This window comes from Stenotrophomonas acidaminiphila (assembly GCF_001431595.1).
Taxonomy (GTDB): Bacteria; Pseudomonadota; Gammaproteobacteria; order Xanthomonadales; family Xanthomonadaceae; genus Stenotrophomonas; species Stenotrophomonas acidaminiphila.
Genome location: NZ_LDJO01000028.1, coordinates 1 through 12,878 on the forward strand (window position 1 = coordinate 1; position 12,878 = coordinate 12,878).

Below are 12,878 nucleotides of genomic sequence, written 5' to 3' on the forward strand. Positions count from 1 at the left end.
TCACTGTATTGAAGAAGGAGCGGACCAAGCGAAGGATCTATCCGACACGGGCCACTGCTGCATCGGACGTGTTCGACTACATCGAGATGTTCTACAACCCCATCCGCCGACATGGTTCCGCTGGCGGACTGTCACCGGTAGAGTTTGAGAGGCGCTACGCGCAGAGCGGCGACTGAGTGTCTACGGAACTCTGGCCGGTCCATTGGGCGGTCCCCGGTGCGCAGTACACACTCCATCCTTTTCATTCGGGCCGGCGCCAGCCAGCGGTCCGGCCTGATGCGGGTGCCTGGCACCTTGGAGAACCGTCGATGGATGCAGACACGCGGGTGGCGCTGTGGGAGGCCTTCTCCGAATTTTTCCTGGATACCGAGCTGGACGAAGCCGTGTATCAGCACGTGGCACGCGTTGTCAGGGCGTCCGGTGTTACCCGGCTGGAAGCGGAAGCGGTCTTGTGGAACGAGGTCTTTCCCGTTCTTCACCGCAATCTGCAATCGGTTGCCGGGGAGTGGGCGGGCTGGAGCCGGGAGTGGCTTGTGGCCAACATTCGCCCCTCGCAGGGCGTGGCTCGCCGAACAGGGCCAACGATACTCGTCGAGGAAGTGCAGGGTTGCTGGGATAAGGTGCTGATGCACCTGGGCGCAAACACCTGCTAGCCCTTTGCTGCCGACACCGCCGTGCGGCGTCGTTGCCTTGGCACCTGGGTCAGGCCTGCAACCGCCGCGCATTGTGTCGTCCCTCAGGCGCGCATGTTCTGCGTACCCGGCTTCCTGTCCGGGGGGACTGCGACCAGCGCCGCCGGCGACCAGCACCTCATTGCCGGCCGGCGGATGCCCGTTGCGTTGAGCCTGCCCGTGCCGCGGTGTCGGGTGCCAGTCTGGTGCGGAACCGGGCGTCATGGGTGAGAAGATGCCGGCCTGCATCGGTCCGACGATGACCCCGATGATCCAAAGCTGCAGGGCGGGTGCAAGGCATGCGAGGATTCGTTGCGGAAGGACAGCGGCTGGACGGCAGGCAATGACACTGGCGCGGCTATCCGGGTCGTGTGTGGTTTCTGCTGGTCAAAGGTCTGCCTGATCCACCGCATCGCCACCTGGCAATCCACTCGAACTGGCGCCGCCCGGCACCGCAGCTCAACCCAGGTGCCAGGGATATCGACAGGAGCGTGCCGCATGCCCAACAAGAAGCAGCCGACCACGTTTTGCAGCCCGGTCCTCGTCGCGGCGGGCCGGGCGTTCTCGTTCGCCACGGTTCCACCCGAAGTGAGCAGATCCCATCTGCGACGCGGCAGGATGACGGCCCGCGTGTCCATCGGCACAAGTCATTTCGATGCGCGGATGGAGCCCGATGGCAAGCTCGGGCATTGGTTCATCGTCCCGCCCGGCGTCATCAGGAAGGAAGCACTGGCGGCGGGAAGCAATGCGCTGTTCACGCTGGCCAAGCTGGATGAGCAACCCGATCCGGCACTGCCCGATTACTTCCAGGTGCTCCTGGACGGAAGTCCGTCCGCACGGGCGACCTGGGCGGGCACGACCACGCTGGCCAGGATCGACTGGGTTCACTGGATGGAATCCGCCAAGCAGGAGGCAACGCGGCACGAACGGGCCGCCAACGCGATCGACATGCTCGAGAAGGGAAAGAAGCGCGTGTGCTGCTTCGATCCATCGGGCTTCTACAGCAAGGCGCTCGCCTGCCCCGCGGAGGAGAGCGGCTAGACATCGGCGCGGGCGCCTGGCATGCCGATCAGGACCACTGTATTTTGTGGCGCCACACGGCCCATGCAGCCGTGTGGATTCCCCAGCGTCAGGACGTCCGCTTCACGCGATGCATCGCTGCAGGTCCATCCACGCGGGCATCGGCAGTCCGGCGCTGCGCGACCAATCTCCAGCAGGTAGTGTGCGTACGACACGTAGATCCTCATGACCAACTACTTCGACAGCCCGTTCAAGGGCAAGTTGCTCTCCGAGCAGGTGACGAACCCGAACATCAAGGTCGGGCGATACAGCTATTACTCCGGCTACTACCACGGCCATTCGTTCGACGATTGCGCACGCTATCTGCTTCCGGATCGCGACGACGTCGACCAGCTGATCATCGGCAGCTTCTGTTCCATTGGTTCCGGTGCCTGCTTCATCATGGCTGGCAACCAGGGCCACCGGCATGACTGGGCATCTTCCTTTCCGTTTTTCTACATGAAGGAAGAGCGCGCATTCTCGAACGCGCACGATGCGTTCCAGCGGGCAGGCGATACGGTGCTGGGCAGCGACGTCTGGGTGGGGTCCGAAGCGATGATCATGCCCGGCGTGCGGATCGGGCATGGCGCGGTGATCGGCAGCCGCGCATTGGTCACACGGGATGTCGAGCCGTATTCGATCGTGGGCGGAAACCCTTCGAAACAGATCAGGAAGCGCTTTTCCGATGCGGAGATAGCGTTGCTGCTTGAGATGAAGTGGTGGGATTGGCCGATCGACAGGATCGAGGCCGCAATGCCCCTGCTGTGCACATCCGACATTGTCGGCCTGCACGCCTACTGGCGCGGCAATTCCGCCTGAACCCCGGCCGGCGTGGATCCGCGCAGACCCACGTGTCCGCCAACAGCGGCCACGTGGCGGACCGGGCCCGCGGCGCCAGGATCGCCACGCCACGGGGCAAGGTGATCCTGCCGCTCCGTCCGAAGTGCGACTCCGCGGCACTCCCGGCCCGACCGCGCAGTGGCGCGCCACCGTGGAGACCAGGCGGGTGCGGCAGCACCATGCAATGCAGCAACCGGCGCGGGGGGTTCCTGATTCACAACACCTTTGCGAGCGGCCATACTCGGCCGGTTGCCGCGACACGCGGCTCGATACCTGCTGCGCATCCGAGGAACGACATGGCCAGACCCCAGAACCGCTCGCAGCTGATGGATCGGCTGGGTGCAGTGCAGTTGAACACCGTGTGGAGCTGGTGCGGGGTCAACGATTCCGAGCGCAAGGTGTATTTCAGCATCTGGACCGACAACAGCTGCACGCACGATGGCGCGAAGGCCTACCTCGTCCAGGGGCCGGAGTGGGGCATCAACGAGCAAGGCGGCAAGTCGCCGGCCAGGAATGACCAGGATGCGAAGCTGGCACTGGTGTTCGAGCAGGGCTACGAACCTTGGTGCTACTTCATCGAGGCGAAGGACCGCAGTGCGTATCCGCGCGAGATCGGCAGCACCCTGACTTCTTTCGTGCTGCTCCTCAAGCTCGACAGGCGCGCGGACGGGAGCATCGTCGGCACCCCGCTCAAGCGGGTCGAAATCGGCTAGCGCACTGCGCACTTGCATGCGGCGCGATACCCGCGCGGCTGCTACCCAAGGAGAAACAGGCAATGGCGGAAACCGCCGCAATCCTGGCGTGGACCCTGGTGTCCGAATGCCCGGTCCCGAATGACGTGCATGAGCTGTTGGTCGCCGGTGAAACGGCAATCGCCGCATACAAGACCTTCCGCGACGCGGCTATCTTTACCAACAAGCGCCTGATCGTCAGGGATGCCCAGGGCTTCACCGGCAAGAAGGTGGAGATCTATTCGTTGCCGTATTCGTCCATCTACATGTGGTCGTCCGAGAACGGGCACGGCATCTTCAACTTCAACTCGGAGATCGAGTTGTGGACCAAGGCGGGCCACATCAAGGTCAACCTCAACAAGGGCATCGACGTGCGCCGGCTCGACCGGCTGATCGCCGAGGCAGTGCTTCTGGCCTGACAGGGCTGATCCGCCTGCCGGGCCGGTGCCACGTTCCACACCATCGGTCGCAGCACCCGACAACGCAGACACCCACCATGTCGATCATCGTCCGCCCCGACGACCTGTCCTCGCCGCAGGTCCAGGCGCTCGTCACCGAGCACCTGGCCCGCATGCACGGCAATACCCCCGCAGGCCACGTCCATGCGCTGGCGCTCGACAGCCTGCGGGCCCCGGGAATCACCTTCTGGTCGGCGTGGCTGGACGGCCAGCTGTGCGGCTGCGGCGCACTGAAGGCGCTGGGCGACCACGCCGGCGAGATCAAGTCGATGCGCACGCGGCCGGCATTCCTTCGTCGTGGCGTCGGCCAGGCGGTGCTGGACGAGATCTTCCGCGTGGCACGCGACAGGGGGCACACCCACCTGTACCTGGAAACCGGAACCGGTGCGCCGTTTGCCGCCGCCCACGCGTTGTACCTGCGCAATGGCTTTGCCTGGTGCGGCCCGTTCGGCGAGTACACGGCCACGGCGTTCAATGTCTTCATGGTCAGGCCGTTGGTTCCGCAGGACAGTACGGCCTGACTTTCCGCCCCACCGGCCGCACCGGTCTGGCGTGCACCGGCCGGTGCAGCCCGCCCCTGCTGGCGCCGCTCCGCGCGGACGCCGTTGCACGTCCAGGCAATGCCGGCCCCGGCCGCGCGCTTCGTCGGTATCCCCGAGGGAGCTGCCTGCCTTGGATCGCATCGGCGGCAGGGTTCGAGGTCCCTGCACGCGCCCCCGGGCAAGTTCTCATCCATGGCGGCCGCAATGGCGGCGCGGCACCGGCGCATGCCGGAGATTCCCACCCGGCGGCTCCCCGGCAGACAACGATGGCGGCGGCGAGGTCCGGCGGGCCCTCATGCCGTCGGCGATGCCGATATCATGCCGATGCGCCCAGGCGTTGCACGGCGCGACGCCCACATAGGGAGGTCCCATGAGCGTATCGAAAGCATTTGCCATGTTCATGCGTGAAGCGCCTGCCGTCGCCGGCGCCTGGCGCGGGGTCGCCGACGCACTGGATGGCAGCGGCGCGCTTGACGGCAAGACCGCCGAGCTGGCCTATATCGCAGTGCTCGCCGCCACCGGCAACAGCTCCGGCATTCCGTTCCACGTACTGTCGGCAAAGGCGCAGGGGGCATCGCGCCAGGAAGTGCTCAGCGCGGTGCTCGTGGGCCTGCCCGCCGCCGGCGCGGTCGTGATCGGCGCGCTTCCGGCCGCCATGGAGGCTTACGATGGGAACGACCAACAAAGCCTGGCATGAGCACAACCGCATGCCACCCAATGCCACGTTCCAGCAGCGCGTCGCCTGGCACCTGGCGCACGCCGCGGCGTGTGGATGCCGCCCGATGCCACCTGCCATCGTCGAGTTCCTGAAGGAACACGGGCCACGCGACAGCGCCTGACGCACCGCCCCGGCCATGCGCCAGCGGCAGCCGCTACGACCCCTGATTCCGCGCGGATTGGAACATCGCCGCCGGGTCGGTGAAAATGGGCGTTCAGCCCGTCGCCACGCCGTCGCCGGCCCCAGCCAAGAGTCCCCGCATGAATACTGAAGCCTCCTCCGCCCTTCCGCCGCGCGAAGCGATGGAGTTCGACGTGGTGATCGTCGGCGCCGGCCCGGCCGGCCTGGCCACCGCCATCCGCCTGCGCCAGCTGGCAGTGGAGAAGGGCCAGGAGCTGTCGGTGTGCGTGCTGGAGAAGGGCTCCGAGCCGGGCGCACACATCCTGTCCGGCGCGGTGATGGACCCGCGTGCGCTGGCCGAGCTGTTCCCCGACTGGCAGGCCAAGGGCGCGCCGCTGAAGCAGGCGGTGACCCGCGACGAGTTCCTGTTCCTGGACGCCACCGGCGCCAAGGCCACTCCCAACTGGCTGCTGCCCGAGTGCTTCCAGAACCACGGCAACTACATCGTCAGCCTGGGCGAGGTGACGCGCTGGCTGGCGCAGCAGGCCGAGGCGCTGGAAGTGGCGATCTTCCCCGGCTTCGCCGCCGCCGAGGTGCTGTACGACGACAACGGCGCGGTGATGGGCGTGGCCACCGGCGACATGGGCATCCACAAGGACGGCACGCCGGGCCCGAACTTCGAGCGCGGCATGGAGCTGCATGCGCGCTACACGATCTTCGCCGAAGGCGCGCGCGGCCACCTCGGCCGCCAGCTGATCAGCCGCTTCAAGCTCGATGCAGGCAAGGATCCGCAGTCCTACGGCATCGGCATCAAGGAACTGTGGCAGATCGACCCGGCCAAGCACGAGCCGGGGCTGGTGGTGCACGCGGCCGGCTGGCCGCTGGACGACGATACCTACGGCGGCGCGTTCCTGTACCACGCCGACGGCGGCAAGGTCTCGATCGGCTATGTGGTCGGGCTGGACTACCGCAACCCGTGGCTGAGCCCGTTCGAGGAGTTCCAGCGCTTCAAGACCCACCCGTCGATCCGCAAGCACCTGGAAGGCGGCAAGCGCATCGCCTACGGTGCGCGCGCGATCACCGCCGGCGGCATCCTGTCGCTGCCCAAGACCGTGTTCCCGGGCGGCGCGCTGGTCGGCTGCGACGCCGGCTACCTCAACGTCAGCCGCATCAAGGGCAGCCACGCCGCGATCAAGACCGGCATGCTGGCCGCCGAGGCGGCGTTCGAGGCGCTGGTGGCCGGCCGCTCGCGCGACGAACTGGCCGCCTACCCGGAGGCGTTCGAGAACAGCTGGCTCAAGACCGAGCTGCTGCAGTCCAAGAACTTCAAGCAGTGGTTCAAGAAGGGCCGCACCCTGGCCACGCTGATGACCGGCATCGAGCAGTGGCTGCTGCCCAAGCTGGGCGTGCGCAACGCACCGTGGACGATCCACCGCGCCAAGGCCGACCACGAGTGCCTGGAGCCGGCCAGCAGGCACGCGAAGATCGAGTACCCGAAGCCGGACAACGTGCTGACCTTCGACCGGCTCAGCTCGGTGTTCCTGTCCTCGACCAACCACGAGGAAGACCAGCCAAGCCACCTGACGCTGAAGGACCCCACGGTGCCGGTGCGCATCAACCTGGCCGAGTACGCCGGCCCGGAAGCGCGCTACTGCCCGGCGGGCGTGTACGAATTCGTCGGCGAGGGCGCGGACACGCGCCTGCAGGTCAACGCGCAGAACTGCGTGCACTGCAAGACCTGCGACATCAAGGACCCGACCCAGAACATCGTGTGGGTGACCCCGCAGGGCGGCGGCGGACCCAACTACCCGGCGATGTGATGCGCCACGGCGGCCGGCCCCGGGGCATGGATTCCGTGGCGGCGACGCTGCGGCGCCTGTCGCTGGCGGCGGCGTGCCTGGTGCTCGGCGCCTGCGGCCAGCGCGATGCGTTCAACCACGCCGCCGACGCCACGCCGCATCAACGCGAGCTGGAGCGCGCCTTCGCCATCTGCGCGGGCTGCCACGATACCCGCGCCGACCTGGGCCACCGGGTCGGGCCCAACCTGCATGGCGTGATCGGCCGGCGGGCCGGCACCGCGCCGGGCTACGCCTACTCCGAGGCGATGCGCGCCAGCGGCATCGTCTGGGATGCGCGGACCCTGGATGCCTTCCTGGCCTCGCCGCAGAAGCAGGTGCCCGGCACCCGCATGCCCAACGCGACGTCCGACCCGCAACGCCGCAGGGCGGTGATCGAGTACCTGTCGCAACCACCGCGCTAGCCGGGCCGGTGCGACCACGCCGGAGGCGGATGGTCGCGGCCGCGGCCGCGCTCAGCTCCCGATGTGCTCGCGCAGGAACTCCTCCAGCGCGCGATAGAAGGCGATGCTGTTGTCGTCGTTGTAGAAACCGTGGCCCTCGCCCGCGACCGCCATCCAGCGCGGCGCGTTGCCCGCCGCGACCAGCGCCGCACGCATGGCGTTGGCCTGTGCGATCGGCGTGCGTTCATCGCGTTCGCCATGCACCAGCAGCACCGGCGCCTTGATGGCCGCCGCCAGGTTCGCCGGCGAGTTCGCCAGCAACTCGTCGTCGCTGCGGCCGATCACCCGCTCCAGGTAGTTGCGCCCATAGGCGCTGTCCTTGATGTCGCCCTTCCTGTACATCATCTTCAGGTCGTAGACGCCGGCCAGGCCCACCGCGCAACGGATCCGCCCGGGTGCGCGCGCGGCCAGCATCATCGCCGAGTAGGCGCCGAAGCTCGCGCCGTACGCGCAGACCCGCTGCGGATCGGCAAGCCCGGCGGCAACCGCATGGTCCAGCCCGTCCAGCAGGTCCTGCTGGATGCGCGTGCCCCATTGCAGGTAGCCCAGGCGCTCGAACGCACGCCCGCGCCCACCGCTGCCGCGGTAGTTGACCTGGACCACCAGGTAGCCGCGGTTGGCCAGGAACTGCGCGTCGGTATCGTAGAACCAGTCGTCGCTGACCCCGTGCGGGCCGCCATGCGGCAGCACCACGACGGGAAGGCGGCGACCGTCGCCGTTGCGCGGGATCGTGAGCATCGCCTCCAGTTCGACCCCGTCGCTGGCCTTGAAGCGCACCGGGCGCCGCTCGGCCATCAGTGCCGGGTCGATCCCGTCGCGCGACGCCAGCACCTTCTCCAGCTTGTTCGTGGAGCGCTTCAACACGTACCAGCTGCCGGGGTCGCGGTCGCTGGCGATGTGCACCAGCACCACCTGGCCATTGCGGCTGACATCGACGAAGGTCACGTGCTGCTGCGGCAGCAGTCCCGCCAGTGTCCTGTGCAACTCGGCCTCGGGGCGGCCCGGGTCGAAGTAGACCAGCCGCGGACGACCGCCCTGCGCCGCGGCGGCGAACGGTATCGATGGATGGCCGGTCCACTGCGTCAGGCCGACGCTCGAAAAGCCATCGCCAACGAGCACCTCCGCGTTGCCCCCATCCAGGTCGCTCAACACCAGCTGCGACGGCCCGTCGGTATGGCTGAGCGCGCCATACACCCTGGTGTTGTCCGCCGAGAACGACATGGGCGTCCAGATGCTTCCGGCCTGCGGCGGTGCCAGCGGCTGCCAGCGCCTGCCATCATCGGACCGGTACAGCAGATGGGTGTCGTCATCATCGCGCCCCCATGCATAGCGCGCGACGCCGTTGCGGTCGATCACGAACTCCAGCTGCGGCACGTTGATGTCGGCGATGAGCTTGAACGTCGGGCGCTGCGTATCGACCACGTAGAGCATGGACGAGGTCGGGTTGCGCTTGAGCTGGCGCATGTAGAAGCGGCCATCGTTGCTCTCGGCCACGCTCTCGATGTAGCCGAAGCCGCGATCCAGGCCGGCCGCGGCGTTCTGCTGCTCGTAGCCGTAGATGTAGCGCTGGTTCTGGCCATCGAAATCGCTGGCGATGATCTCGCCGGTGGGCAGCGGCTTCTCCAGCGAGCCGTACTTGCGGCCCTTGGCCACCACCAGGCGCCCGTCACCTACCCACACGATCTGGAACGGGCTTTCGTAGCGCGGCAGGCGCAGTACCGCCATCCGCTGCATGTCCGACAGGCGCAGCACCTGCACGGCGTGGTTGCCCTGGCCGAAATCGGTCGAGAGCGCCAGGTAGTCGCCGGTCGGCGACAGCCGCGGCATCGAGAACGGGCTGGCCTTGGCGAATGCCTCCACCGGCAATGCCTGGGCCTGTGCCGACGGCACCCCCGCCATGCCCGCCAACGTCCCTGCCAACAGCAACACGAGTCCGCACCATCCCCTTCCCATGACAACACTCCAGAAGCCACGTAGTGGGCGCAGCGTAGGCCATGGACCGGTCCCCGGGAAGGGCGCGGAGGGGCTCAGGACGGTGGCGCATCGCCGGCGCCACCGAGTGCCTGGCAACGGTCACAGAAGAATGTGCGGTGCCGTGTCCTGCCCATGTAGAGCTTGCTGATCGGCCCACCACAGGCCGGGCAGGTCCGGCGGGTATGTACCTGCCAGTGCTTCTTCAGCACGAACGCGCGCTTCCAGGCGAGGAACTCGAAACTGTACCGGCGTGCCTGCGCGATCAGCTGGCCCAGCCTGCGAGGCGACAGGTCGCCGACGCGGGTAGCCGGGTGCACGCGGATGCGGAACAGCACCTCGTTCTTGATGATGTTGCCCACGCCGGAGAATACCTGCTGGTCCAGCAACGCATCGCAGACCAGTGTGGCGGGCGAGGCCTCGAGCTTGCGGCGGGCCAGGGCCGGGTCCCAGCAATTGCTCATCACGTCCGCGCGCCAGTCGTACACCTGGTCCAGCGGCTGCTCGATGAACATCACCGAGCACGCATAGACGTTGAGCTCGCCGTTGTCGAAGCGCAGCGCCACCCGGGGGGCTGCCGGCTTGCGCTGGTCGACCAGCCAGCTGCCGAACATCATCAGGTGGATGCGCAGGCTGAAGTCGTCGAATTCCAGCAGGAAGTGCTTGCCCCAGCTGCGCACGGCCCGCACCCGGCAGCCGTGCATGCGCGCCAGCGGCTGGCGGGAGTTGCCGCCGACCTCGCGCACGGTGCAGCCGGTGAAGCGCCCGGCCGCCTCACGCAGCAGCACGATCGACGGCCCTTCAGGCATGGCGCCCACCGCACGTCCGGGCAGCGGGTCCGTACGCTGACGCCAAGCGCCTGCGACGGGAGAACGGCACCTGACGGAGAGGAATGGGTGGTGACATGGGCGCTCCTGATGCGGAGCGGCCACCGTCCCGTCGCGTTTGTCATGCGCCGGTGAACCGGCGTAGGTGCGGGCGTGAAGCCGGCAACTCCGACCACCGCCCGTGGCGCCTGGTGCGTGGGCAACGGATGCCGGCCGCGGCGCCACCGCGCGCCGCGCCGTGGGACTCAGCTGTGCTTGACCAGCCGGCGCCGGCCGGTGGCCGCCTGCGCCTTCGGGGTGAGCCTGGCCACGCCCGGGATAAGGAAGTCGGCCACGCTGCGACCGTGCTTCGTCTTCGCCGCAAGCCAGCGTGGCATCCGGCCACGGCCGGTCCAGGTGTTGCGGCGATTGTCGGGGTCGCGGTACTTCGGCTCGACCTTGCCGCGCTTGCGCCTGGCGCGCGCCTTGGGTTCCGGCGGCACCATGGCGGCGTCGGTCCCGAAGATTTCCTCGATCGTGTAACCGGCAGTGCGTGCCTGGGCCGCCAGCAGGCGCCTGACCCGGGCCGCGGGCGGGCGCTCGGTGAGGGTCGTGTGCCGCGCGCGGGCGTCACGGATCAGCGCGTCCAGTTCGCGGACGCTCAGTGGGGTCAGGTCGATAGGCATGGGGCTAGCCTCAGTTCGGGCCGCACGGGTGTCAAGAAATGATTGCACCTGCATGCAGGGCCCGCTTTGGCTCCCGCCCGGCAGGATCGGCCGCCGGGCCGGCACCGCGCCGGGCGAGGCCTGCTCCGGGGCGATGCGTGGTAGCGGCATCGCGTGGGACGCGCGGTCCCGCGGAAGCCTTCCTGGAAGCCCCATAGGTGGGGCCCGGCCCATTCATGCCCAACACGACGTCAGGCCCACGGCACCGCAGGGCGGTGCTCGACTACCTGCCATCGTTGCCGGGCGGACCCGCAGCGACAGCCGCGTGCCGCTTCAATCCAGGGTCTGCACGCCACCGCCGTTGACGAACAGGATCTGCCCGCTGACCCAGCTGGAAATCGGCGCGGCGAAATACAGCACCGCCCCGGCGATATCGCCCGGCTCGCCCAGGCGCCTGATCGGCGTGTGCGACAGCATCCGCTGCTCGATCTCCGGGGTCAGCACCGTCGCCAGCGCCGCGGTGCGCACCGCGCCGGGGCCCACCGCGTTGATGCGGATGTTGTCCGGGCCGTAGTCATGGGCCAGGTTGGCGGTCATGTGGTTGATCGCGGCCTTGGAGGCGGCATAGGCGCTGATGGCCGGGCTCTTGTTGATCGAGCTCATCGAGGACATGTTGATGATCGAGCCGTAGCCGCCCTTCTTCATGTGCGGGGCGCACAGCTGGGCCAGCCGCCACGCGCTGAACACGTTGATCTCGAACGGCCGCTCGAACTGCTGCACGGTGATCTCGAACGGGCTCTCGCGCCCGGCGCCACCGCCGCCGGCGTTGTTGACCAGGATGTGGATGCCGCCCAGCTCGGCGGCGGTGCGCTCCACGGTGCGCACCAGGTCCTCGTCCTTGAGTACGTTGCATTCCAGCGCCAGCGCCCGGCCACCGTTGGCGGTGATCTCGGCGGCCACGCTCTGGGCATCGGCCAGCTTCAGGTCGGCGATCGCCACCGCCGCACCATGGGCGGCCAGCATCAACGCACTGGCGCGGCCGATGCCGTTGCCACCGCCGGTGACGATGGCGGTTTTTCCAGTGAGATCGAACAACGGGTTCGGGTTCATGGGCGTCTCCTTCCGGGTGAGGGCGCGCGCCCGGTCAGGCCGGGCACGCCCCGATCCGGCCGAAGCGGTGCCCGGCCCGGTCCGGTTGCCGGGCGCGGAATCAGCACTGTGCCGGAGCGGGAGGAAATCCGGGGTGAAAGCGCCACCGGCAAGCGCCAGCGGGCCCGTTGCCGCTCACGCCGCGCAGGGCCCCGGCAGTGCCGGTGACGCTGTCCGGCAGCCCGGTTGGGGGATAGACGAGAAAGCAAAGTCGCTCTTCTCAGCCATGACTATGGCCGCAACGCCTCGAAAAGTTGAAATTTCCCCTTCTAAATCAATGGGTAAACCGGATAGTCTCTTGAGACGACTTTGGTTTCATGGTTGTAACGACTTTGGTGGGAGTTCTGCTTCGACATCTGCTGAGCACCCTCTTCCAAAGAGAAGAAAGATCTTGCTATCCACATGCTGTCGCATGCTACGCTGACCATATGCTCCCCAATCCCATCTACCTGATCTGCAGTCGAATACCGGTCTGATCGCAACGATCAGGGCCCCTGTAGCTCAATAGGTAGAGCAGCGGATTTATATCCCGTCAGCGCCAGATAAGCGGCTTGTGCCGGTTCGATCCCGGCCAGGGGCACCAAGAGGTGCATTGAACAGGTTCACCCGGTCTTGCCCGCTTGGCTGCATCGCAGGGCCTCCGCCACTACACGACGGCACCACTGCGGCGGAAGAGCATCAGTGGACCGGCCAGAGTTCCGTAGACACTCAGTCGCCGCTCTGCGCGTAGCGCCTCTCAAACTCTACCGGTGACAGTCCGCCAGCGGAACCATGTCGGCGGATGGGGTTGTAGAACATCTCGATGTAGTCGAACACGTCCGATGCAGCAGTGGCCCGTGTCGGATAGAT

16 protein-coding genes and 1 tRNA gene are annotated in these 12,878 nt (G+C 67.5%); 12 read left to right on the forward strand and 5 right to left on the reverse strand.

The features are described 5' to 3' along the window. The 11 genes from ABB33_RS10560 to ABB33_RS10605 all read left to right on the forward strand — a co-directional run. Nucleotides 1-176 (forward strand): IS3 family transposase (locus ABB33_RS10560; RefSeq protein WP_152985042.1); only part of this gene is annotated, 176 nt, incomplete at its 5' end. A gap of 132 nt (nucleotides 177-308) precedes the next feature. Further along, entirely contained in the window at nucleotides 309-653 is a 345-nt protein-coding gene (locus ABB33_RS10565) for a DUF7079 family protein (RefSeq protein ID WP_056932076.1), read from the forward strand. Between the two features lie 516 nt (nucleotides 654-1,169). Then, nucleotides 1,170-1,712, forward strand: a complete 543-nt coding sequence (locus ABB33_RS10570; protein WP_082595066.1) for a YdeI/OmpD-associated family protein — start codon at nucleotides 1,170-1,172, stop codon at nucleotides 1,710-1,712. A gap of 204 nt (nucleotides 1,713-1,916) precedes the next feature. Next, complete coding sequence (gene catB, locus ABB33_RS10575) at nucleotides 1,917-2,549, forward strand: type B chloramphenicol O-acetyltransferase (RefSeq protein WP_054662291.1); 633 nt, start codon at nucleotides 1,917-1,919, stop codon at nucleotides 2,547-2,549. Nucleotides 2,550-2,866: 317 nt separating this feature from the next. Beyond that, complete coding sequence (locus tag ABB33_RS10580; RefSeq protein ID WP_056932078.1) at nucleotides 2,867-3,283, forward strand: hypothetical protein; 417 nt, start codon at nucleotides 2,867-2,869, stop codon at nucleotides 3,281-3,283. 62 nt (nucleotides 3,284-3,345) lie between these two features. Continuing rightward, the gene (locus ABB33_RS10585; protein ID WP_054662284.1) at nucleotides 3,346-3,720 is read left to right on the forward strand and encodes a PH domain-containing protein; all 375 of its coding nucleotides are present in this window, start codon (nucleotides 3,346-3,348) and stop codon (nucleotides 3,718-3,720) included. 77 nt (nucleotides 3,721-3,797) lie between these two features. Continuing rightward, nucleotides 3,798-4,280, forward strand: a complete 483-nt coding sequence (locus ABB33_RS10590) for a GNAT family N-acetyltransferase (RefSeq protein WP_056932079.1) — start codon at nucleotides 3,798-3,800, stop codon at nucleotides 4,278-4,280. 391 nt (nucleotides 4,281-4,671) lie between these two features. Next, nucleotides 4,672-4,998, forward strand: coding sequence for a carboxymuconolactone decarboxylase family protein (locus ABB33_RS10595; RefSeq protein ID WP_056932080.1), 327 nt, complete (start codon nucleotides 4,672-4,674; stop codon nucleotides 4,996-4,998). Nucleotides 4,999-5,008: 10 nt separating this feature from the next. Further along, the gene (locus ABB33_RS19195) at nucleotides 5,009-5,140 is read left to right on the forward strand and encodes a hypothetical protein (protein ID WP_263863269.1); all 132 of its coding nucleotides are present in this window, start codon (nucleotides 5,009-5,011) and stop codon (nucleotides 5,138-5,140) included. Between the two features lie 139 nt (nucleotides 5,141-5,279). Beyond that, nucleotides 5,280-6,959 carry an electron transfer flavoprotein-ubiquinone oxidoreductase gene (locus ABB33_RS10600; protein WP_056932081.1) on the forward strand — a complete coding sequence of 560 codons (1,680 nt, stop codon included), beginning with the start codon at nucleotides 5,280-5,282 and terminating at the stop codon, nucleotides 6,957-6,959. 26 nt (nucleotides 6,960-6,985) lie between these two features. Further along, nucleotides 6,986-7,399, forward strand: a complete 414-nt coding sequence (locus ABB33_RS10605) for a c-type cytochrome (protein ID WP_152985043.1) — start codon at nucleotides 6,986-6,988, stop codon at nucleotides 7,397-7,399. A 51-nt stretch (nucleotides 7,400-7,450) separates the two neighbouring features. Here ABB33_RS10605 and ABB33_RS10610 read toward each other — a convergent pair whose 3' ends face one another. From ABB33_RS10610 to ABB33_RS10625, 4 genes are all read right to left on the reverse strand, one after another. Next, entirely contained in the window at nucleotides 7,451-9,367 is a 1,917-nt protein-coding gene (locus ABB33_RS10610) for an alpha/beta hydrolase family protein (RefSeq protein WP_248842451.1), read from the reverse strand. A 98-nt stretch (nucleotides 9,368-9,465) separates the two neighbouring features. Next, a complete protein-coding gene (locus tag ABB33_RS10615) occupies nucleotides 9,466-10,218 on the reverse strand; it encodes a DNA-formamidopyrimidine glycosylase family protein (RefSeq protein ID WP_056932087.1) in 753 nt (250 codons plus the stop codon). Between the two features lie 263 nt (nucleotides 10,219-10,481). Continuing rightward, nucleotides 10,482-10,901 carry an H-NS histone family protein gene (locus ABB33_RS10620; protein ID WP_056932083.1) on the reverse strand — a complete coding sequence of 140 codons (420 nt, stop codon included), beginning with the start codon at nucleotides 10,899-10,901 and terminating at the stop codon, nucleotides 10,482-10,484. A 312-nt stretch (nucleotides 10,902-11,213) separates the two neighbouring features. Next, nucleotides 11,214-11,990, reverse strand: coding sequence for a glucose 1-dehydrogenase (locus ABB33_RS10625; RefSeq protein WP_056932084.1), 777 nt, complete (start codon nucleotides 11,988-11,990; stop codon nucleotides 11,214-11,216). A gap of 529 nt (nucleotides 11,991-12,519) precedes the next feature. On the opposite strand from ABB33_RS10625, the gene ABB33_RS10630 reads away from it, so the two are divergent. Beyond that, nucleotides 12,520-12,612: transfer RNA gene (locus ABB33_RS10630), tRNA-Ile, on the forward strand. A gap of 125 nt (nucleotides 12,613-12,737) precedes the next feature. On the opposite strand, the gene ABB33_RS18215 is transcribed toward ABB33_RS10630, so the two are convergent. Next, nucleotides 12,738-12,878 (reverse strand): IS3 family transposase (locus tag ABB33_RS18215; RefSeq protein WP_152985044.1); only part of this gene is annotated, 141 nt, incomplete at its 5' end.

Coding starts and splice junctions, on each gene's coding strand:
- catB (WP_054662291.1), top strand. CDS start 1,917: ATGACCAACTACTTCGACAGCCCGTTCAAGGGCAAGTTGCTCTCCGAG.
- ABB33_RS10590 (WP_056932079.1), top strand. CDS start 3,798: ATGTCGATCATCGTCCGCCCCGACGACCTGTCCTCGCCGCAGGTCCAG.
- ABB33_RS10600 (WP_056932081.1), top strand. CDS start 5,280: ATGAATACTGAAGCCTCCTCCGCCCTTCCGCCGCGCGAAGCGATGGAG.
- ABB33_RS19195 (WP_263863269.1), top strand. CDS start 5,009: ATGCCACCCAATGCCACGTTCCAGCAGCGCGTCGCCTGGCACCTGGCG.
- ABB33_RS10625 (WP_056932084.1), bottom strand. CDS start 11,990: ATGAACCCGAACCCGTTGTTCGATCTCACTGGAAAAACCGCCATCGTC.
- ABB33_RS10605 (WP_152985043.1), top strand. CDS start 6,986: ATGGATTCCGTGGCGGCGACGCTGCGGCGCCTGTCGCTGGCGGCGGCG.
- ABB33_RS10620 (WP_056932083.1), bottom strand. CDS start 10,901: ATGCCTATCGACCTGACCCCACTGAGCGTCCGCGAACTGGACGCGCTG.
- ABB33_RS10580 (WP_056932078.1), top strand. CDS start 2,867: ATGGCCAGACCCCAGAACCGCTCGCAGCTGATGGATCGGCTGGGTGCA.
- ABB33_RS10565 (WP_056932076.1), top strand. CDS start 309: ATGGATGCAGACACGCGGGTGGCGCTGTGGGAGGCCTTCTCCGAATTT.
- ABB33_RS10585 (WP_054662284.1), top strand. CDS start 3,346: ATGGCGGAAACCGCCGCAATCCTGGCGTGGACCCTGGTGTCCGAATGC.
- ABB33_RS10570 (WP_082595066.1), top strand. CDS start 1,170: ATGCCCAACAAGAAGCAGCCGACCACGTTTTGCAGCCCGGTCCTCGTC.
- ABB33_RS10595 (WP_056932080.1), top strand. CDS start 4,672: ATGAGCGTATCGAAAGCATTTGCCATGTTCATGCGTGAAGCGCCTGCC.
- ABB33_RS10615 (WP_056932087.1), bottom strand. CDS start 10,218: ATGCCTGAAGGGCCGTCGATCGTGCTGCTGCGTGAGGCGGCCGGGCGC.